Below are 20,843 nucleotides of genomic sequence, written 5' to 3'. Positions count from 1 at the left end.
CTCGCCGCGCTGGCACGGCGCGGCGCAGGCAACGGGACCCTGAATACAATGGCCGATCCGGCAGAGTCCCGCACCCGCGGCCGCACCATGGTCGCGGGCGTGGTCTGGAACGGGCTGGGGCGCGGCCTGCCGCTTCTCCTCGCCCTGGTCCTCACCCCCGTCCTCATCCACCAGCTCGGCCTCGACCGCTGGGGGCTTTTCACCCTGGCGCTGGCGATGGTCGGTGTCTTCGGGGTCTTCGATTTCGGCGTCGGCCAGGCGCTGACGCGGGCCATCTCGGAGCGCATCGGCGCCGGCCGCGCGGAGGATGCGGCGGCGCTGGTCGAGGCGGCCCTCGGCACGCTGCTCGGCATCAGCATCGTGGTCGCGCTCGGCCTCTGGTTCTTCGTGCCGGTGCTGGTGGACCGCATGCTGCAGGTCCCGCCCGGGCTGCGGGACCAGGCGATCGGCGCCATGCGGGTGCTGGCCGCGGCGGCGCCGCTGGTGGTGCTGAACGCGGCGCTCTGGGGCGTGCTGGCGGCCTTCCAGCGCTTCCGGGCGGCCAATCTCGTCACCATCCCCGTCAACCTCTTCTACTATCTCGGGCCGGTGCTGGTGCTGCTGGTCTGGGACAGCCTGGTGGGCGTCATGCTGGCCCTGATCGCCTGCCGGCTGGCCAATACCCTGTCCTATCTCTGGCTGGTCCGGCCGCTGGTGCCGGGGCTCGGGCTACGCTGGCCGCGCTTCGCCCTGGTGCTGCCGCTGCTGCGGCTGGGCGGCTGGATGACCTTCTCCGGCCTGCTGACCCAGGCGCTGCTCTATGCCGACCGCTTCCTGATCGGGGCGCTGCTCAGCCTGTCCGCCGTCGCCCTTTACGCGACGCCGCTCGATCTGGTGCTGCGGGCCTGGATCCTGCCGGTCGCGGTGGCGCAGACGCTGCTGCCGGCCTTCGCTTCCTCCTTCGCCACCGCGCCAGGGCCGACCGCGGCGCTGCTGCGACGGGGCGGGCTCCTGGTGATGCTGCTGGTCTTCCCGGCATGCCTGGTGCTGGTCGGCGGCGCGCGGGAAATCCTCTGGCTCTGGCTCGGCCAGGGCTTCGCCGAGGGCAGCGGGCGGGTGCTGCAATGGCTCGGCTGCGGCATCTTCTTCTCCTGCGTTGCCTTCGCGCCGAATGCGCTGCTGGACGCGATCGGCCGGCCGGATGCGACGGCAAAATTCGCCGCGGTGCAGGCGCTGATCTTCATCCCGCTGGCGGCGCTGCTGATCCGCCTGATCGGCATCGAGGGAGCCGCGATCGCCTGGACGGCCCGGGCGGCAACCGATTGCGCCGGTAAACTCGTGCTGGTCGCGCGGCTCTACCCGGCGGTGGCGGAGGCGGCGCGGCGGCTCGCCCTGCCGATGCTGGCCGGCGGGCTCGGCCTGCTGCTGCTGCTGCCGATGCCGGGGCTGGCGACGATCGCGGCGGCGGCGATGCTGGCGACCGGGATCTTCGCCGCCGCGGGGCTGCGGACGCTGGACGATGCGGAGCGCGGACGGATCGGCGCGCTGCTTCGACAGCCGCGCCTGCTGCTGAAGCCGGGGGCCTTATGATCGCCGTCAACGGGCGCTTCCTGACACAGCGCGTCACCGGGGTGCAGCGATTCGCCGCCGAGATCACCCGGGCGCTGGATGCGATGGCGGCGGAGGGCGTCCTGCCCGGCGCCCGGCTGCTGCGCCCGGCGAGCGACACACCCTCCCCCTTCCCGCATCTGCGGGACGAGGCCTTCGGGCGGCTGCGCGGCCAGGCCTGGGAGCAGGCGGAGCTGCCGGTGCGGGCGCGTGGCAGCGTGCTGGTCAATCTCGGCAATACGGCGCCGCTGTTGATGGGCAGGCGGCAGGTGGTCGTCATCCACGATGCCGGCGCCTTCGACACGCCGGAGAGCTATTCCTTCGCCTTCCGCAGCTGGTACCACGCCCTGCATCGGGCGCTGCCCAAGGTGGGGGCGCGGCTGCTGACCGTCTCGGATTTCTCCCGCGGGCGGATCGCGCATCATCTCGGCCTCGACCCGGCGCGGATCGGCGTCGTGCATGAGGGTGGCGAGCATATCCTGCGGGAGCCGGCCGATACGGCCGTGCTGGCGCGGCACGGGTTGCGGCCGGGTGGCTACGCCCTCGTGGTCGGGACGCGGGCAGCCCATAAGGGACTCGCCGGGATCGGCGAGGCGCAGGCGCTGTTGGCGGCGCGCGGGCTGGTGCTTGCCGTCGCTGGGGCGGCGAATGCGCAGGTCTTCCGCAATGCCGGCGATCCGTCCGGCCAAGCCGTGCTGCCGCTCGGCCGGGTGAGCGATGCCGAGTTGCGGGCGCTGTATGAGGCGGCCTTCTGCCTAATCTTCCCCTCGCGCTACGAGGGCTTCGGCCTGCCGCCGCTGGAGGCGATGACCTGCGGCTGCCCGGTCATCGCCGCCCATGCCGCCGCCGTGCCCGAGGTCTGCGGCGAGGCGGCGCTCTGGTTCGATAATGACGGGCCGCGCCGCCTGCCGGATGCGCTGGCGCGGCTGCTCGACGAGGACGGATTGCGCGAGCGGCTGCGCGCCGAGGGGCTTAGGCGCGCCGCCGGCTTTTCCTGGCGCGGTGCGGCGGAGCGGCTGGTGGCGCTGCTGCCGAAGGAGGATGCGTGAAGGTTGCTCTCGTCCATGAATGGCTGGACAGCTATGCCGGCTCCGAACGGGTGCTGGAGCAATTCCTGGCGATCTGGCCGGAGGCCGATCTCTTCGCCGTCTGCGACTTCCTGCCCGAGGCGGAGCGGGGCTTCCTGCGCGGCAAGCCGGTCACGACGACCTTCATCCAGCGCCTGCCCCTCTCCCGGCGGATGTTCCGCAACTATCTCGGGCTGATGCCGCTGGCGATCGAGCAGCTCGACCTTTCGGGCTATGACCTGGTCGTGTCCAACTCCCACGCCGTCGCCAAGGGCGTGCTGACCGGGCCGGGCCAGCTGCATGTCGGCTATGTCAACAGCCCGATGCGCTATGCCTGGGATCTCCAGCATCAGTATCTCCGCCAGGCGCGGCTCGAGACCGGGCTGAAGGGCGCCATGACCCGCTGGCTGTTGCACCGCCTGCGGCTCTGGGACCGCAGCTCCGCTTTGGGGATCGACAGCATCATCGGGAATAGCCACTACATCGCCGAGCGCATCCGCAAGGTCTGGCGGCGCGAGGCGACGGTGATCCATCCGCCGGTCGATGTGGCACGGTTCGGCCTCGGCACCGCGCCGCGCGGCGACCACTACCTCCTCGCCTCCCGCATGGTCCCCTACAAGCGGGTCGAACTGGTGGTCGAGGCCTTCCGCCGCATGCCGGGGCGCCGGCTGGTGGTGACCGGCGATGGCCCCTCCGAGCCGCTGGTCCGCGCCGCCGCCGCCGGCGCGCCGAATGTCGAGCTGCGCGGGCGCGTCCCGCAGGTGGAGCTGGTGGCGCTGACCCAGACGGCCCGCGCCTTCGTCTTCGCCGCCGAGGAGGATTTCGGCATCGCCATGGTCGAGGCCCAGGCCTGCGGCACGCCGCTGATCGCCTTCGGTCGCGGCGGGTCGCGCGACATCGTGCAGGACGGCACGACTGGCCTGCTCTTCCCAGAGCAGAGCGCCGAATCGGTGATGGCCGCCGTCGAGCGCTTCGAGGCGCTGCCGGCGCCGATCGCGCCCGAGGCCTGCCGCGCCAATGCCCTGCGCTTCTCCGAGGACGCCTTCCGCGCCGCCATGCGGGCGCATGTGGAGGCGCTGCTGCCGTGAGCTTCTCCCTGGTGGTGGCGACGCGGGGGCGCGATGCGGAGCTGGCCGAGTTCTTCGACAGCCTGCTCGCCCAGGGCCGCACCGATGTCGAGGTGATCGTTGTCGACCAGAATGCGGATGAGCGGCTGGCGCCCATCATCGCCGCCTATGCGGGGCGGCTGTCGCTGCTCTGGCGCCGCTCCGCCATCGCCAATGCCTGCCATGCGCGCAATCTCGGCCTCGCCCTGGCGCGCGCGGAGATCGTCGGCTTCCCGGATGACGATTGCACCTATCCGCCCGGGCTGCTCGACCGCGTCGCCGCCGGATTCGCGTCCGATCCGGCGCTGGCCGTGCTGACCGGGCCGGCGGCCTCGCCGGAGGGTGGGCTCGGCTCCGGCCGCTGGCGGGCGGAGCCGGGGCCCATCACCGCGGCCAATGTCTGGACCAGCGTGATCGAGTTCAACCTCTTTCTCCGGCGGGAGGTGGCGCTGGCCATGGGCGGCTTCGATGAGAGGCTTGGCCCGGGCACGCCCTATGGCTCCGCCGAGGGCAACGACCTGGTGCTGCGCGCGGTCCGCTCCGGCCATGCGGCACGCTACGAGCCGACGCAGCGCGTGGTGCATCCCGACAAGCGGCTGACGCCGGTGGCGGTGGAGCGGGCGGCGCTCTATGGGCGCGGCCTCGGCTTCGTGCTGCGGCGGCATGCGGTGCCGGCCTCGGTCTGGCTGCCCTTCCTGGTCCGACCGCTGGGCGGGGCGCTGCTCGGCCTGCTGCGGGGGCGGATGCTGGCGGCGCGCTATTACTGGGCGACTCTGCGCGGGCGCCTCGCGGGTTTCACCGCGCCCGGCCCGACGGCGGGCCTGCCGCTGCCGGCCATGGCGGAGGCGGCGCGATGAAGCTCGGCATCGGCATCGCCACCCGCGGCCGCCCCGCGATCCTGGCCGAGGTGCTGCGCGAGCTCGGCCGCCAGACCCGGCCAGCGGACCGCATCATCGTCTGCCATGTGACGCCCGAGGATGTCGGCGAGCAGGTGGCGGGCGTCGAATACCTCTCCGGGCCGGCCGGCCTGCCGCGCCAGCGCAACGCCATCATGGACCGCGCGGCGGATTGCGACATCCTGCTCTTCCTCGATGACGACTTCCTGGCCGCGCCCGACTATTGCGCGGTGACCGAGGCGGTCTTCACCGCCCGGCCGGAGGTCGTCGTCACCACCGGCACAGTCATCGCCGATGGCGCCAACGGGCCGGGCTATTCGGTCGAGGAAGGCCGCGCCCTGCTCGCCGCCGACACGCCGCCCGCCGACCGGATGGCGGTGCGGCCGCATTTCAATGGCTATGGTTGCAACATGGCCTTCCGCATGGCGGTGGTGCGCGCCCATGGCATCCGTGTGGACGAGGCTCTGCCGGCCTATGCCTGGTACGAGGATCTCGACGTGACCCGGCTGCTCGGCCGGCACGGCGCGATCCTGCGGCTGGCGGGCGCGCGGGGCGTGCATCTCGGCGCCAAGGTCGGGCGGACGCCCGGGCTGAAGCTCGGCTATTCGCAGATCGCCAATCCGGTCTACCTGGCGCGCAAAGGCACCTATCCCTGGAACCGGGCGCTGCGCAGCATGGCGCGGCATTGCGCGATGAACCTCGCCCGCAGCCCGCGGCCGGAACCCTGGGCGGATCGCTGGGGGCGCTTCCGCGGCAATATGCTGGCCCTGGGCGACCTGGTTCGCGGCCGCCTACGCCCCGGGCGGATCGAGGAGCTCTAGGCCGTGGAGGATGTCGCCTACATCCTGTCCAAGGTGCTGTGGTTCCCGGCCAAGCCCGGCAATGCGGCGCTGCTGCTGATTGCCATCGGCCTCGCAGGCCTGTGGCGCGGCCGCCGCTGGGGGCGCTGGCCGGCGCTGGCGGGGCTCGGCTTCTTCATCGCGCTGATGGCCCTGCCGCTGCACCAATGGGTGCAGGCGCCGCTGGAGGACCGCTTCCCCCGCCCGGCCACGGAGCCGGCGCATATCGATGGCATCGTCGTGCTCGGCGGCGCCGTGGAGCAGAACCTGACCGAGGCGCGCGGCATCCCGGCGCTGAACGGCGCCGCCGAGCGGATGACCGAGCCCGTCGCCCTGCTCCGCCGCCATCCGGAGGCACGCCTGGTCTTCACCGGCGGCCAGGGCTCCCTGGTGCATGGCGGCGTGACGGAGGCGGATGTCGCCGGCCTGCTCTGGCGCGATCTCGGCGTGCCGGCCGACCGGCTGCTGCTGGAACGCGAGGCGCGCAACACCTGGGAGAATGCGACGCTCACCCTGAAGCTCGCCCAGCCGAAGCCAGGCGAGACCTGGCTGCTGGTCACCTCGGCCAGCCATATGCCGCGGTCGATGGGCGTGTTCCGGCGCGCCGGCTGGAGCGACATCATCCCCTGGCCGGTGAATTACCGCACCGGATCGACGCTGGCGGCGCAGACCGATGCCTCCTTCCCCGACCGGTTGCGGGAATTCGAATGGAGCATCCGCGAATGGGTGGGGCTGGTCGCCTATCACCTGATGGGGCGGACGGATGCGGTCTTCCCCTCACCCTGAGCCTCGGCGCGCTCCGCCTCCTCCGGCCCCAGCCAGAGCCGCCGCATCGCCGCCCAGAGTCCCGGTGCCGCCTCTCCCGCCTGCATGATCCCGCCTCCCATCCTGATGCGGGGCCCTATGCCGGGCGGCGGTCGCAAGGGGATTGCGGAACGTCGCGATTGTAACGCGCCGCGTCGCGCCGGGCACATTGCGTGGCTTGCCGCATTCGTTCCGCCTGCTGTACCCGGGGCAGAATGAGGATCAGGGGGCAGAGGCGCGAATGGCCAGCGTGGGACGGGCGCGTCCCGGCCGTATCACGCGACAAGACCCCATGCCGATCCTCAGCACCCTCCCCCTGCCCTTCGGGCTGGCCCCTGCCCCGCCGGCCGCGCCACGCCCCGTGACGGATGCGGCGGCAAGCGATGCGGCGCTGATGGCGGCGGCAGCGGGCGGCGACCGCGCCGCCTTCAACCTGCTCGTCGGCCGGCATGGCGAGCGGGTGCTGCGCATCGCGCTCCGCATCCTCCCCGACCAGGGCGAGGCGGAGGAAGTGGCGCAGGAGGCCTTCCTGCGCGCCTGGCAGGCCGCCCCTGGCTTCGATCCGGCCCGCGCCCGCTTCACCACCTGGCTGCACCGCATCACCGTCAACCTGGCGATCGACCGCACCCGCCGCCGCCCGCCCTCCGCCCCCCGCCCGATCGAGGAGGCGGCCGAAACCCCCGACCCCGCGCCCGGACCGGAGGCCGAGGCCGAGGCCGCCGAATCCCGCGCCGCGCTGGCCGCCGCGCTCGGCACCCTGCCGCCCCGCCAGCGCGCCGCCATCGCCCTGGCCTATGAGCAGGAGCTGAGCGGAGCCGAGGCCGCGGCCGCGCTGCGGGTCTCGGAACGGGCGCTGGAAGGCCTGCTGCGCCGTGCCCGCCAGCTGCTCCGCCGCCGATTGGAGGAAGGATGACCCCGCGCCGCCCCGCCGCGCCCGGCGACCCGCTGGATGCGCGCCTTCGCCGCGATCTGCCGCAGCCCGATGCGGCGGCGGTCGCCCGACTGCAGGAAGCCGTCGCCCGCCGCATCGCCCGCGCGCCGCTGCCGGCGCCGCCGGGCGGGTTCCACCGACTGCTGCGCGCCCTGCGCCCGGCGGCGCCTGCCGGCTGGGGCGCGCTGGCCGCCATGGCGACCTGTGCCCTCTGGCTCAGCCTCTCGCCGCCCCATCGTGTCCCCGAGGATCCCTTCGGACCCCTGCAAACCCTGCCCGTCGCGGGAGATTCCTTCTGATGCGTCGACCTTCCGGTCGCAGCCTGCTGGCCGCCACGCTCGGTGCCTCGCTGGTGATGAATGCCGTGCTTGCCGGGCTGCTTTGGTGGCGGCCGGTGCCGCCCGCCCGGAGCGGCCGCGGTTTCGACCGCATGGTGGGCCGGATCGAGGCCGTTCTGCCCGAGGCCGACCGGCCGCGCTTCCGCGAGGTGCTGGGGTCCGAGCGCGAGCGCTATGCGTCCCAGCTCGCCGCCATGCGCGCCGCCAGCGCCGAGGTGGATGCCATGATGCGCCGCGACCCCTATGACCCGGAGGCGCTGCGCCGTGCCTTCGACCAATGGGCAGAACGGGTCACTGCCTTCAACCGGGCCTTCAGCGATACGCTGGTCGATGCGCTCGGCGCCGTCTCGCCCGAGGGCCGCGCCCAGATCGCCGCCGCGCGCCGGCCGGGCGGCTGAGCATGGCGCGCCTTCCGCTCCGCCGCGCGGCGCCCGCCGTCGCGGCCCTGCTGCTCGGCGGCTGTTCCTGGCTGACGCCGCCCGCCACCACCTCCGGCATCGCCCTGCCGGCGCGGCTGGATGCGGCCGATGCAACGCAGCCGGTGCAATGGCCCGACCCGGCCTGGTGGCGCGGCTTCGGCTCGCCCGAGCTGGATGGGCTGATGGCCGAGGCGATGGCCGCCAATAACGACATCGCCGCCGCCGTCGCCCGCATCCGTCAGGCCGATGCGCAGATCCGCATCGCCGGCGCGACCTTGCTGCCGACCGTGGATGCCACCGGCCGCGCGACGCGGCAGCAGAGCGGCAGCGCCTCGACAGCCTCGATCGCCGGCATCGGCACCGGGGGGCGCACCACCCGCATCCGGGTCAGTTCCAGCGACCAGCTCAGCCTCTCGGCGAGCTACGAGATCGATTTCTGGGGCAAGAATCGTGGCCAAGTAGAGGCGGCGCAGCAATCCGCTTCCGCCACCCGCTTCGATGCGGGCACGGTGACGCTCACCACCCAGGCCTCGGTGGCGAATACTTATTTCGCCATGCTCTCGGCGCAGGAGACTCTGGCGATCCAGCGGCAGAACCTGGAGATCGCGCAGCGGGTGGTGCGGGTGATCGGCCAGCGGGTCGCGGTCGGCACCGCGACCGGCCTCGACCTCGCCCAGCAGGAGACGGTGGTGGCGCAGCAGCAGGCGCAGATCCCGCCCCTGGTCCAGCAGCTGGAGCAGAACCGGAACTCGCTCGGCACGCTGGTGGCGCGGCCGCCGGAGACGCTGCGGCTGGAAGGCGGCGCCTTCGCCCGCCTCGCCGTGCCGCAGGTGACGCCGGGCCTGCCGGCCGAGGTGCTGGCCCGCCGGCCCGATGTGCTGAATGCCGAGGCGGCGCTGGCGGCGGCGAATGCCAATATCGTCGTGGCGCGGGCGCAGCTCCTGCCCTCCGTCACCCTCACCGGCTCGGGCGGCTTCACCAGCCTTGCGCTCGAGAACCTGCTGCGGCCGGGCTCGGTCGTCTTCAGCCTCGCCGCTGGGCTGACCCAGCCGATCTTCCGTGGCGGGGCGCTGCGCGGCCAGGTCCAGCTGAACGAGGCGCGGGCCGAGGAGCTGCTGGCCATTTATCGCGGCGCCATCCTGGCGGCGCTGGTCGATACCGAGAATGCCCTGGTCGCACTGCGCCAGACGACGGAGCAGGAGCAGCTCCAGGCCAATGCGGTGCGGATGGCCCAGCGCGCCTATGCGATCAGCGAGGCGCAGCTCCAGGCGGGAACCATCGACCTGGTCACGCTGCTCAACACGCAGCAGACCCTCTTCTCCGCCCGCACCAGCCTCGCCAATGCCAGGCTCGCCCGGCTGCAGGCGGCGGTCGGGCTGTTCCGGGCCCTGGGCGGCGGCTGGAACGGCATCTGAGGTTGCACTTCGTCACCCTGCCCCTTCATGGGGAGCGATGGTCGCCCTGCGTAGAAGGGTAGCCCCTGGCCCCAAGGATTCCCGAGACCCCATGCGCCGCTTTCTCGTCACCCTGCTGGCCCTCGTCCTGATCGGCGGTGCCGGCGCGGGCGCCTGGTACTACTGGAAGTCGCAGCACCCGGCGCCGGCCCCGCAGGCCGGGGCCGAGGGCGGGCAGCGCCGTGCCGGCCCGGGCGGGCCCGGCGGGCCGCGCGCCGGCGGCGGCCGGGGCGGGCCGGTGCCGGTCACGGTGGCGGCGGCGCAGCGGCAGGATGTGCCGATCATGCTCGACGCGATCGGCACGGTGCAGGCCTACAACACCATCACCGTCCGGGCCCAGGTCGACGGCCAGCTGGTCGAGATCGCCTTCACGGAAGGCCAGATGGTGAAGCGGGGCGACGTTCTGGCGCGGATCGATCCGCGCAGCTATCAGGCGGCGCTCGACCAGGCCGTCGCCAAGAAGGCGCAGGACGAGGCGCTGCTGGCCAATGCCCGGCTCGACCTTCAGCGCTACACGACGCTGGCGCGGAACGAGGGCGTCTCCCGCCAGCAGCAGGACACCCAGCGATCGACTGTTGCGCAGTATGAGGCGCAGGTGGCCGCCGACCAGGCGGCGATCGACAGCGCGAAGACGCAGCTTTCCTTCACCACCATCCGCTCCCCGATCGATGGCCGGGTCGGGCTGCGGCTGGTCGATCAGGGCAATCTCGTGCGCTCGGGCGATGCGACCGGCATCGTCACCGTCTCCCAGCTCCAGCCCATCGCGGTGACCTTCACCCTGCCGCAGCAGGAGCTGGGCCGGGTGCTGGAGGCGCTGCGTCGCGGCAAGGTGCCGGTGCAGGCGCTGCGTCCCGCGGGCGGGGAGATGCCCGCCACCCAGGGCCTGCGCCCGGCCGGGCCGCAGGGGCCTTCGGTCGGAGAGGTGCAGACCCTCGACAGCGCAGTCGATGCCGCGACCGGCACGATCAAGCTGAAGGCGGTCTTCCCGAACGAGGATGGGCGGCTCTGGCCCGGCGCCTTCGTCACCGTGCGGCTGCGGATCGACACCGTGCCGGATGCGGTGACGGTGCCGCTGGTCGCGGTCCAGCGTGGGCCGGACGGCGCCTTCGCCTTCGTCCTCAAGCCCGACCAGACGGTGGAACAGCGCCCGCTCCAGCTCGGCGTGCTGACCGCGAGCGAGGCGGTGGTGCGGCGCGGGGTGGAGCCGGGCGAACGGGTCGTCACGTCCGGCGCGCTGCGGCTCAGCCCCGGCACGGCGGTCACGCCCACCGAGGACGCGCCCCCCGGCAATGCCCCGGCGCCCGGCCAGCGGCGGATGCGGCCGCGCCAGGCAGCGGATGCGAGCCCGGGCGGATGAACATCTCCGCCCCCTTCATCGCCCGGCCCATCGCCACCACGCTGCTCGCCATCGCGGTGCTGCTCTGCGGCGCCTTCGGCTATCTGCGGCTGCCCGTTTCCGCCCTGCCGGAGGTGGATTTCCCGACCATCGAGGTGACGACCAGCCTGCCCGGCGCCTCGCCGGAGACGGTGGCGCTGCTGGTCACCGCCTCGCTGGAACGCCAGTTGGCGCAGATCGCCGGCCTCACCGACCTCGTCTCCACCAGCGGGCCGGGCACCAGCCGCATCACCATGCAGTTCACGCTCGGGCGCTACATCGACGATGCGGCGCAGGATGTGCAGGCGGCGATCAATGCGGCGCGGGGCACGTTGCCCTCGAACCTTCCCTATCCGCCAACCTATGCGAAGGTGAACCCGGCCGATCCGCCGATCATCACCCTGGCGCTGACCTCGGAGACGCTGCCGCTCTGGCGCCTCTCTGATGCGGCCGACACGCTGCTCGGCCAGCGGCTGAGCCAGGTGAGCGGCGTCGGCCGGGTGCTGGTCCAGGGCAATATGCGCCCGGCGGTGCGGATTCAGGCCGATCCGGTGCGGCTCGCCGCCTATGGCCTCTCGCTCGAGGATGTGCGGACCGCGGTCTCGGCCGGCAATGTCAACACGCCGAAGGGCAGCGTCGATGGGCCGCGCCAGGCGAGCTCGGTCATGGCCAATGACCAGATCATCCGACCGGAGGATTTCGCCGACCTCATCATCGCCTGGCGCAATGGCGGCGCGGTGCGGCTGCGCGATATCGGCGGCGCAGTGCAGGATCTGGAGAACACCCTGACCGGCGCCTGGTTCGATGGCGGGCCGGCAGTGCTGATCGATGTGCAGCGGCAGCCGGGGGCGAATATTGTCCAGACGGTGGCCGATATCCGCGCCCAGTTGCCGATGCTGGAACGGGCCCTGCCGCAGGGCGCGCAGCTGAAGGTGGTGTCGGACCGGACGGAGACGATCCGAGCCTCGGTCCATGATGTCCAGTTCACCCTGGCGCTGGCGGTGGTGCTGGTGGTGGCGGTGATCTTCGTCTTCCTCCGCAGCCTCCGCGCCACCATCATCCCGGGCGTCGCCCTGCCGCTATCCATCATCGGCACCTTCGGCGTGATGGCGCTCTGCGGCTTCTCGCTCGACAATCTCTCGCTCATGGCGCTGACCATCGCAACCGGTTTCGTCGTGGACGACGCCATCGTCATGATCGAGAACATCGTCCGGCTGATCGAGGAGGGGAAGCCGCCGCTGGAAGCCGCCTATGAAGGCGCGCGGCAGATCGGCTTCACCGTGATCTCGCTGACGGTCTCGCTGATCGCGGTCTTCATCCCGCTGCTTTTCATGCCGGGCGTGGTGGGCCGGCTGTTCCAGGAATTCGCGCTGACGCTGACCATCGCCGTCCTCGTCTCGATGGTCGTCTCGCTGACGCTGACGCCGATGATGTGCGGCCGGCTGCTGAAGCCGCATGCGGCCTCGCGGCCGGGCCGTCTGTCCCGCGCCACGGAACGCGTGCTGGATGCCAGCCGCGACGCCTATGGCCGCAGCCTCGGCCTCGCGCTGCGGCATGAGGGGCTGATGCTGCTGCTGGCGACGCTGACCGTCGCCGGCACGGTCTGGCTCTATCTCGAGATGCCGAAGGGCTTCCTGCCGCAACAGGATACCGGCCTGCTGGTCGCCACGGTGGAGGCGCCGGACGACGTCTCCTTCAGCCGCATGTCCGCCCTCCAGCAGGAGGTTGCGGCGGTGATCCGGGCCGATCCGGATGTAACCGGCACTGCCTCGGTGGTCGGCGCGGGCATCGTTAATGCGGCGCAGAATACCGGCCGGATCAGCGCCGTGCTGCGCCCGCGCGACGAACGGGTGGCGGATGTGCGCGCCATCATCACCCGGCTGCAGCCGAAGCTCGATGCCCTGCCCAGCGTCTCGGTCCATCTCCAGCCGGTGCAGGACATCCAGATCGGCGCCCGGGCGGGGAGCACCGCCTTCCAATACACGCTGATGGCCCCTGACCCGGTGGAGCTCGGCCGCTGGGCGCCGGTGCTGGAGCGCAAGCTGGCGAGCCTGCCGATCCTGCGCGATGTCGCCTCCGACCAGCGCGACGGCGGCATCCGGGTGACGGTGGATGTGGATCGCGACCTGGCCGGGCGGCTCGGCGTGACCATGCAGGCGGTGGACGACGTGCTGTATGATGCCTTCGGCCAGCGCCAGATCAGCACCATCTATGCCCAGAACAACCAGTATCGGGTGGTGCTGGAAGCCGATCCCGAAATCCGCGACGACCCGGACCGGGTCGGCATGCTGCGGGTGCCGGCCACGGCCGGGCAGCAGACCACGGCCCAGGGCACGCCGGCGACCAGCACTGGCACCGTCCAGGTCCCGCTCTCGATGATCGCCCGGATCGGCCGCGCCGCCGGGCCGCTGACGGTGACGAAGCAGGGGCAGTTCCCGGCCGTCACCATCGGCTTCGACATCGCCCATGGCGCCTCGCTCGGCGATGCGGTGGCGGCGATCCGCGCCGCCGAGGCCGAGATCGGCATGCCCGACACCATCACCGGCAGCTTCGCCGGCGATGCGGCGGAGTTCCAGCGATCGCTGGCCGGCGAGCCCTGGCTGATCCTCGCCGCCCTCATCGTCATCTATATCGTGCTGGGCGTCCTGTATGAGAGCGTGATCCACCCGATCACCATCCTCTCGACCCTGCCCTCGGCCGGCATCGGCGCGCTGCTCGCGCTCCGCCTCTGCGGCCTCGACCTGTCGGTGGTCGGGCTGATCGGCATCGTGCTGCTGATGGGCATCGTCAAGAAGAACGCGATCATGATGATCGACTTCGCACTGGAGGCGCAGCGCGACCACGGCCTGCCGCCGCGCGAGGCGATCATCGAGGCCTCGCTCAAGCGCTTCCGCCCGATCATGATGACGACGCTGGCCGCGCTGCTCGGCGCCCTGCCGCTGGTGCTGGAGAGCGGGACCGGGTCGGAGCTCCGGCTGCCGCTCGGCGTCTCGGTGATCGGTGGGCTGCTGCTGAGCCAGGTGATCACCCTCTACACCACGCCGGTGATCTATCTGGCGATGGAGACGCTGCGGGAGCGGGCGCAGCGGCTGGTCCGCGCCCCGGCCCCGCAGCCGGCGGAATAGACGTGTCGATCTCCGAACCCTTCATCCGGCGCCCGATCGCCACCACCCTGCTGGCGATCGGCGTGGCGCTCGCCGGCCTCGTTTCCTATTTCACCCTGCCGGTCGCGCCGTTGCCGAGTGTCGATCTGCCGACGATCGTGATCGGCGCCGGCCAGCCTGGCGCCGATCCGGCGACCATGGCCTCCTCGGTCGCGGCGCCGCTGGAACGCCGCCTCGGCGCCATTGCCGGCGTGTCGGAGATGACCTCCACCTCCTCGCTCGGCGCCACCTCCATCGTCGTGCAGTTCGACCTTTCCCGCAGCGTCGAGGGAGCGGCGCGGGATGTGCAGGCGGCGATCAACGCGGCAGGCAGCGACCTGCCGGCCGGCCTCCCCTCCCCGCCCTATTTCCGCAAGGCCAATCCCGGCGATGCGCCGGTGCTCATCATGTCGATGGCCTCCGAGACCGTCTCGCCCGGCGCGGTCTATGATGCGGCGGACAGCGTGGTGGCGCCGCGGATCGCCCAGGTGCGCGGCGTCGCCCAGGTGCTGATCGCCGGCGCCGAGCAGCCGGCGGTGCGCGTCACCGTCGACCCCGCCGCCGCCAAGGCGGCCGGCGTCGGGCTCGACGCGATCCGCCTGGCGATCGCCGGCAACAACGTCACCCAGGCCACCGGGCTGATCGACGGCACGATGCAGTCGGCCGCCGTCACGGTGAACGACCGGCTGAACACGCCGGAGGAATACGGCCGGATCATCATCAAGGCGCCGAACGGCAATATCGTCCGGGTGAACTCCATCGCCCGGGTCGATCTCGATGTGCGGGACCGCCGGCAGGGCGGCTCGGTCGATGGCCGGCCGGCGGTGATGATGATCATCTTCAAGCAGTCCGACGCCAATGTCATCGAAGTGGTGGACGGCATCCAGAAGCTGATGCCGGAGCTGCAGCGCTGGCTGCCGGGCGGCGTCGTCATCCGCACCATCCGTGACCGGTCGGAGACCATCCGCGCCAGCGTCCACGACGTGCAGCAGACCCTGCTGATCTCGATCGCGCTGGTCATCGCCGTGGTGGCGCTTTTCCTCGGCCGCACCTCGGCGGTCGCGGCGGCCGGCGCCTCGGTCCCGCTCTCGCTGCTGGGGACGCTGGCGGTGATGTGGCTGGCCGGTTATTCGCTCGACAACCTCTCGCTCATGGCGCTCACCATCTCGGTCGGCTTCGTGGTCGACGATGCCATCGTCATGATCGAGAACATGGCGCGGCTGATGGACCGCGGCATGAAGCCGCTGGAAGCGGCGCTGCTCGGGGCGCGGCAGATCGGCTTCACCGTCGTTTCCATCACCGTCTCGCTGATCGCGGTCTTCATCCCGCTGCTCTTCATGGGCGGCATCGTCGGGCGGTTGTTCCGGGAGTTCTCCGCCACGCTGGCCATCGCGGTCGGCATCTCCGGCGTCGTCTCCCTGACCCTGACGCCGATGATGGCCGGGCGCCTGGCCCGTAGTGGGCCGCACCGGCCCTGGCTGCTGGTCCGCTGGGTGGATGCGGGGATGGAGTGGCTGACTCGGGGCTACCTGGTCAGCCTCCGCTTCCTGCTGCGCTTCCATCGGACCATGCTGGTGCTGACCCTCGGCCTCATCGGCCTCACGGTCTGGCTCTATGTGATCGTGCCCAAGGGCTTCTTCCCCGACCAGGATACGGGGCTGATCATCGGCACCACGCGGGCGCCGCCCGATACCTCCTTCCAGGCCATGCAGCAGATGCAGGAACGGGTGGTCGCGGTCCTGATGCGCGATCCGGCGGTGGCCGGCATCGCCTCCCAGGTCGGCGGGGGCGGCGGCAATTCCTCAGGGAGCCAGGGGCGCGTCTTCCTCAGCCTGAAGCCGCTGGCGGAGCGGGACAATGTCTCCGCCAATCAGGTGATCGACCGGCTGCGCCGCCCGCTCGGCGCCATCCCGGGCATGCAGACCTTCCTGCGCTCGGTGCAGGATATCGGCATCGGCGGCCGGGCCGGGAATGCGCAATTCCAGTTCGTCCTGCTCTCCCCCGATCTGGAGGGGCTGGAGACCTGGTCCGAGAACCTGGTGCAGAAGCTGCGCACCGTGCCCGGCCTCACTGATGTCTCGTCCGACCAGCAGCGGGCCGGCCTTGTCACCCGCCTGACCATCGACCGGGAAGCGGCGGCCCGGCTCGGTGTCAATGTCTCCGCCATCGCCTCGGCGCTGAACAGCGGCTTCGCCCAGCGCCAGGTCTCGATCATCTACCGCGCCCGCAACCAGTACCGGGTGGTGCTGGAGCTGGAACCGGGCCTGCAGCAATATCCCGAGCAGGTGGACGACATCTATGTCCCCGGCCAGGGCGGCACCCAGGTCCCGCTCTCGAGCCTCGTCACCCTCAGCCGCACCACGGCGCCGCTGGCGGTGACCCATCAGGGCCAGTATCCGGCGGCGACCATCACCTTCAACCTCGCCCCCGGCATGGCGCTCGGCGAGGCCGCGGCGGCGGTGGAGCAGGCAACGCGGGATATCGGCCTGCCCGATGGCATGCGGACGGAATTCGCCGGCAATGCCCGCGCCTTCCAATCCTTCGCCCGCGACCAGCCGTTGCTGATCCTGGCGGCGCTGCTGACCATCTATATCGTGCTCGGCGTGCTCTATGAGCACCTGCTGCACCCGGTCACCATCCTCTCGACCCTGCCGACCGCCGGCATCGGCGCCCTCCTGGCGCTGCTGGTGACGGGGACGCCCTTCACCGTCATCGCCCTGATCGGCGTCATCCTGCTGATGGGGATCGTGAAGAAGAACGCGATCATGCTGGTCGATTTCGCCCTGGAGCATGAGCGGGAGGAGGGCGTCGGCGGGATGGAGGCGATCCTCGCGGCTTGTCGGGAGCGCTTCCGGCCGATCCTGATGACCACCCTGGCGGCGGTCTTCGGCGCCGTGCCGCTGGCCATGGCAGCCGGCGCCGGGTCCGAGCTGCGGCAGCCGCTCGGCGTCACCATTATCGGCGGGCTGCTGCTCTCGCAGCTCCTCACCCTCTATACCACCCCGGTGGTCTATCTGGCGCTGGACGGCTTTGGACGCCGCCGCAGCAGCAGGAGGGTCGCCGCGCCGCTCCCGGCGGAGTAGATTGGGGCAAACCGACCCCTGGAGGGAACCTATGACCAGCCCCGCCGCCCTGCCCGATCGCCCGAGCCGGGACGAGGCCGAAGCCGCGGTCCGCACGCTGATCCGCTGGGCCTGCGACGACCCGACGCGGGAAGGCCTGCTCGACACCCCTGCCCGCGTGGTTCGCGCCTATGAGGAGCTGTTCGGCGGCTATCAGGTGGACCCCGTCGCCCTGCTGGAGCGGACCTTCGCCGAGGTCGAGGGCTATGACGAGATCGTCCTGCTGAAGAATATCCGGCTGGAAAGCTATTGCGAGCACCACATGGTCCCGATCATCGGGCACTGCCATGTGGCCTATCTGCCCGCCCGGCGCGTGGTCGGGATCAGCAAGCTCGCCCGGGTCGTGGAGGCCTATGCCAAGCGCCTCCAGATCCAGGAGAAGCTGACGGCGCAGATCGCCAATACCATTGAATCCGTGCTGCAGCCTCGCGGCGTCGCCGTCATCATCGAGAGCGCGCATCAGTGCATGACGACGCGCGGCGTGCATCAGACCGGAGTCACCATGGTCACCAGCCGGATGCTCGGCGCCTTCCGCGAGAATTTCGACACCCGGCGGGAATTGCTCTCGCTGATCCAGTCGCAGCAGCCGGGCGGATAAAGCGTGATCGCCGACGGCCGGAACGGCCGATGGCTTGAATCACGCGACCAGACAACAGGCTAGGCCATGATCCGCGATCCGGTGATCGCGGATCATGGCCTAGCTCTTGGCGTAGCTGATCCCCATCCCCATCGAGGGGTCGTTCTGGATGCCATAGGGCGGGATCGGGTAGCGCAGCCCGTTCTTCGCCAGCGCCTTCATCCCCTCGCTGGCGATGCGGAGATCGGCCGGCTTCAGCGCCATCAGCATCTCCTCATCCGGGACGCCGCCATAGCGGCGCTCGGCATAGCAGGGCAGCGAGAGGCTCGGCTCCCCGGTCTTCAGCGCCCGGCCCCAGCTATCGGCGCAGGCGGTCTCGCCCACCACGGACCATTCGAATTTGCGGTAGTTGCGATACTGCAACCCGTTGATGAGGATGATCATCTGCCCCGGCGTCGCATAGACCAGGCAGATATCCGGGTCGGGGATGCGGCCGCTTTCCATCGGGCTCACGGCCATGGCCTGGAAGCGGCCATGGGGGACGACCTCCAGCGCCTCCTGCCGCGCCTGGGCGTCGGGCTGGGTGCCGTGCCAGACGCCGACATATTTCTCGCCTCGCCGCCATTCCTCGTCCTGCGGGGCGAGGCCGATCACCGCCTGGCACTGGTTGCCGACGAGATCGGCCGCCGTGATGCCGACGGTCCAGCCGAGCCGCGAGGCCATGCTGACGATCTGGTCGGTGGTGTGCTTCGCCTTCGGCCGGCGGATGCGCGGGATCGCCTCCATCTCGGCGACCGTCTCATACATCTTCATCGCGGTGACGGTGGTCTTCAGCCGCAGCAGCGCATTCAGCTCGGCGACCAGCCGCTGTGCTTCGTTGGTCTCGCTCATGGCCGTTTCTCCCCTTCTCGGCGGAGAGACTAGCGCAGGGCCGGGCGCGGTTGACCATGCCTCCGCGCTCCCCACAGACTGGCGCCCACCCGACCGGAGACGCCGCCATGGCCCATCACCAGCTTCGCGCCACGCCGGAGACCGTCCGGGTCAGCGCCTTCGATTCCCGCTTCCCGCCGGTGCTGACCATCGCTCCGGGCGATACGGTTTCGGTCGAATGCGTCTCCGGCCGGGAGGAAGTTCTGCCCCCGCCCGGCAGCGGGATGCAGGTGCCGGAGGCGCTGGCCGCCATCATCGCCGCCAATCCCGGCATGGTGGCCGGGCATATCTGCACCGGGCCCATCGCCATCGAGGGCGCCATGCCCGGCGACATGCTGGAGATCCGGATCGAGAGCATCGAGCCCGGCGCCGACTGGGGCTACAACACCATCCGCCCGCTGGCCGGCACGCTGCCTGAGGATTTTCACGAGCCGGCGATGATGGTCATCCCCATCGACCGCGCCGCCCGGACCTGCCGCCTGCCCTGGGGGACGGAACTGCCGCTGGCCCCCTTCTTCGGCGTGATGGGCGTGGCCCCACCGCCGGCCTTCGGCCGGATCAGCAGCAAGGAGCCGCGAATCCATGGCGGCAACCTCGACAACAAGGAACTGGTGGCGGGCAGCACGCTGTTCCTGCCGGTCTTCGTGCCGGGGGCGAATTTCTCGGTTGGCGACGGCCATGGCGTGCAGGGCGATGGCGAGGTCTGCGTCACCGCGCTGGAGACCAGCCTGAACGGCCGCTTCACCTTCCTGCTGCACAAGGCCGATGGCGCGCCGCTGCTCGCCCGGCCGCGGGCGGAGACGCCGACCCATTACATCAGCATGGGCCTGCATGAGGATCTCGACCAGGCGATGAAGCAGGCACTGCGGGAGATGATCGCCTTCATCACCAGCCGCACCAATCTCTCGCGCGAGCAGGCCTATGCCTTCTGCTCGCTGGCCGTCGATTTCCGCGTGACCCAGACGGTGAACGGTGAGAAGGGCGTGCATGGCATGCTGAAGAAGGGCCTGCTCTTCTAGCGCACCAGTCGCAGCGTGCCGGAGGAGGGGATCTCCCCGGCCGATTTCTGCAGGTTCAGCAATTGCGTCGTCAGCGCCAGCACGCGCAGCGTCTGGTCCTCCGCATCGTCCTGCGCCGCGACGAACCAGCGCTGGCCCGCATAATCGACGGCGATATGCGGTCGCGCCGGCTGTGCCTGCCATAGCCGGAAGAGCCGCGGCCGCCCTTGCCGGCCCGCGCCCAGCGGCACGCTGACGCGATACTCCGCCCCCTCCTCCTCCCGCCGCTGCACCGCGCCCAGATAGTGCAGCAGCTCGTCCACCGAGCGCAGATACCAGGCAAGGCCCTTGGCCGCGGCATGGCCGGCCGGGATCGGACGATCGGCGACCTCATCCGCATTGCAGGGGTCGCCCTCCTGCGTCATGGGCGAGACCTGCGGCGGTTCGTTGTCCAGGGCGAGCGCGGTGAAGGGCGGCGCGGAACCCGGCCGGCCGGGCACGCAGATGACCAGCTGGTTCACCGCCCGATAAAGCTGCCAGCCATTGCCCAGGCGGCGCAGGCTCACCCCCGTTTCCTTCAGCATCGCCAGCCGTTCCGGCGCCGAGGCCTCGGCGCGGGAGAGCGGCGGGCCGAGGGGGATCAGCCGGGTATAGCCGTTGAAGCGCAGCGGCCCGAAGCGGGTGAGGTTGTCCACCACCGACTGGAAGGGATCGCAGGGCGGCCGCGCCGCGGCTCCGGCCTCGGCGCAGGCCCGGCGCGCCGCCTCATCCAACGGATGGCGCGCCCGCGGATCGTTGACGACGAAGCGCCCGCCCGGCCCCTCGTCGAATTTCGAGACCAGCAGATAGAGCAGCAGCTGATCCGGCAGGCCACGATCCGACAGCAGCCGCAGCAGCACCGGATCGATCGGCCGCAGCAGGCCGCGGGCGAATTCCTGCCGGTCGAGCGGGCCGATATCGAAGCTCGGATTGCTCGCCGCCAGCAGCGCCGGCTGGGTGGCGCCGGCCGATTGGCTGAGGTCGTAGCCGAGCCCGGCCGAAAGGTTGAAGGAGCCATGGATGGCGCCGATGGTCGAGAAATGCAGCGGCGCCCCATCGCGGGCACGCAGGATATTGGTCACCAGCAGCGTGTCGGTCGCCGCCTGCATGGTGCCGTTATAGGCGATGCTATGTTCGGCGATGGTCCCGCCGAGGGAGCAGCCGGCGAGGCCGACCAAGGGGACCAGAAAGGCGAAGGCGAGCAGGCGAATCCGCATG

17 protein-coding genes are annotated in these 20,843 nt (G+C 71.2%); 15 read left to right on the top strand and 2 right to left on the bottom strand.

Translation table 11 applies throughout. The features are described 5' to 3' along the window. Window positions 1-48 precede the first annotated feature (48 nt). The 14 genes from JMJ55_RS16005 to folE all read left to right on the top strand — a co-directional run bounded on the left by JMJ55_RS16005 (window position 49) and on the right by folE (window position 17,679). A complete protein-coding gene (locus JMJ55_RS16005) occupies window positions 49-1,569 on the top strand; it encodes a flippase (protein WP_202826582.1) in 1,521 nt (506 codons plus the stop codon). Further along, entirely contained in the window at window positions 1,566-2,636 is a 1,071-nt protein-coding gene (locus JMJ55_RS16000; RefSeq protein WP_202826581.1) for a glycosyltransferase family 4 protein, read from the top strand. Before JMJ55_RS16005 ends, JMJ55_RS16000 begins: the two co-directional genes overlap by 4 nt. Further along, window positions 2,633-3,742: a glycosyltransferase gene (locus JMJ55_RS15995; RefSeq protein WP_202826580.1), complete on the top strand. Its 1,110-nt coding sequence runs from the start codon at window positions 2,633-2,635 to the stop codon at window positions 3,740-3,742. The genes JMJ55_RS16000 and JMJ55_RS15995 overlap by 4 nt, the downstream gene beginning before the upstream one ends. Beyond that, window positions 3,739-4,617 carry a glycosyltransferase family 2 protein gene (locus JMJ55_RS15990; RefSeq protein ID WP_202826579.1) on the top strand — a complete coding sequence of 293 codons (879 nt, stop codon included), beginning with the start codon at window positions 3,739-3,741 and terminating at the stop codon, window positions 4,615-4,617. Before JMJ55_RS15995 ends, JMJ55_RS15990 begins: the two co-directional genes overlap by 4 nt. Further along, window positions 4,614-5,477, top strand: a complete 864-nt coding sequence (locus JMJ55_RS15985) for a glycosyltransferase family 2 protein (protein WP_202826578.1) — start codon at window positions 4,614-4,616, stop codon at window positions 5,475-5,477. Before JMJ55_RS15990 ends, JMJ55_RS15985 begins: the two co-directional genes overlap by 4 nt. 3 nt (window positions 5,478-5,480) lie before the next feature. Then, entirely contained in the window at window positions 5,481-6,281 is an 801-nt protein-coding gene (locus JMJ55_RS15980) for a YdcF family protein (RefSeq protein ID WP_202826577.1), read from the top strand. A 310-nt stretch (window positions 6,282-6,591) separates the two neighbouring features. Further along, entirely contained in the window at window positions 6,592-7,212 is a 621-nt protein-coding gene (locus JMJ55_RS15975; protein WP_202826576.1) for an RNA polymerase sigma factor, read from the top strand. Further along, a complete protein-coding gene (locus JMJ55_RS15970) occupies window positions 7,209-7,529 on the top strand; it encodes a hypothetical protein (protein ID WP_202826575.1) in 321 nt (106 codons plus the stop codon). Before JMJ55_RS15975 ends, JMJ55_RS15970 begins: the two co-directional genes overlap by 4 nt. Next, a complete protein-coding gene (locus tag JMJ55_RS15965; RefSeq protein WP_202826574.1) occupies window positions 7,529-7,966 on the top strand; it encodes a periplasmic heavy metal sensor in 438 nt (145 codons plus the stop codon). Before JMJ55_RS15970 ends, JMJ55_RS15965 begins: the two co-directional genes overlap by 1 nt. A gap of 2 nt (window positions 7,967-7,968) precedes the next feature. Then, window positions 7,969-9,402: an efflux transporter outer membrane subunit gene (locus tag JMJ55_RS15960; RefSeq protein ID WP_202826573.1), complete on the top strand. Its 1,434-nt coding sequence runs from the start codon at window positions 7,969-7,971 to the stop codon at window positions 9,400-9,402. Window positions 9,403-9,493: 91 nt separating this feature from the next. After that, on the top strand, window positions 9,494-10,798 hold the full coding sequence (locus JMJ55_RS15955; protein WP_202826572.1) for an efflux RND transporter periplasmic adaptor subunit: 1,305 nt from the start codon (window positions 9,494-9,496) through the stop codon (window positions 10,796-10,798). Then, the gene (locus tag JMJ55_RS15950; RefSeq protein WP_202826571.1) at window positions 10,795-13,941 is read left to right on the top strand and encodes an efflux RND transporter permease subunit; all 3,147 of its coding nucleotides are present in this window, start codon (window positions 10,795-10,797) and stop codon (window positions 13,939-13,941) included. Before JMJ55_RS15955 ends, JMJ55_RS15950 begins: the two co-directional genes overlap by 4 nt. A 2-nt stretch (window positions 13,942-13,943) precedes the next feature. Then, on the top strand, window positions 13,944-17,042 hold the full coding sequence (locus JMJ55_RS15945; RefSeq protein WP_202826570.1) for an efflux RND transporter permease subunit: 3,099 nt from the start codon (window positions 13,944-13,946) through the stop codon (window positions 17,040-17,042). Window positions 17,043-17,073: 31 nt separating this feature from the next. Next, on the top strand, window positions 17,074-17,679 hold the full coding sequence (gene folE / locus JMJ55_RS15940; RefSeq protein ID WP_202826569.1) for a GTP cyclohydrolase I FolE: 606 nt from the start codon (window positions 17,074-17,076) through the stop codon (window positions 17,677-17,679). 99 nt (window positions 17,680-17,778) lie between these two features. Here the strand turns inward: folE and JMJ55_RS15935 are convergent, their stop codons facing one another. Beyond that, window positions 17,779-18,549 carry a DUF169 domain-containing protein gene (locus tag JMJ55_RS15935; protein WP_202826568.1) on the bottom strand — a complete coding sequence of 257 codons (771 nt, stop codon included), beginning with the start codon at window positions 18,547-18,549 and terminating at the stop codon, window positions 17,779-17,781. 107 nt (window positions 18,550-18,656) lie between these two features. Between JMJ55_RS15935 and JMJ55_RS15930 the strand changes: the two genes are divergently transcribed. Further along, the gene (locus JMJ55_RS15930) at window positions 18,657-19,607 is read left to right on the top strand and encodes an acetamidase/formamidase family protein (protein ID WP_202826567.1); all 951 of its coding nucleotides are present in this window, start codon (window positions 18,657-18,659) and stop codon (window positions 19,605-19,607) included. Here JMJ55_RS15930 and JMJ55_RS15925 read toward each other — a convergent pair. After that, window positions 19,604-20,842, bottom strand: coding sequence for a hypothetical protein (locus tag JMJ55_RS15925; protein WP_202826566.1), 1,239 nt, complete (start codon window positions 20,840-20,842; stop codon window positions 19,604-19,606). The genes JMJ55_RS15930 and JMJ55_RS15925 overlap by 4 nt on opposite strands. Between the last annotated feature and the right edge of the window lies 1 nt (window position 20,843).

This window comes from Belnapia mucosa (assembly GCF_016775475.1).
Classification (GTDB): domain Bacteria; phylum Pseudomonadota; class Alphaproteobacteria; order Acetobacterales; family Acetobacteraceae; genus Belnapia; species Belnapia mucosa.
This window is presented reverse-complemented; position numbering and strand designations above follow the sequence as displayed.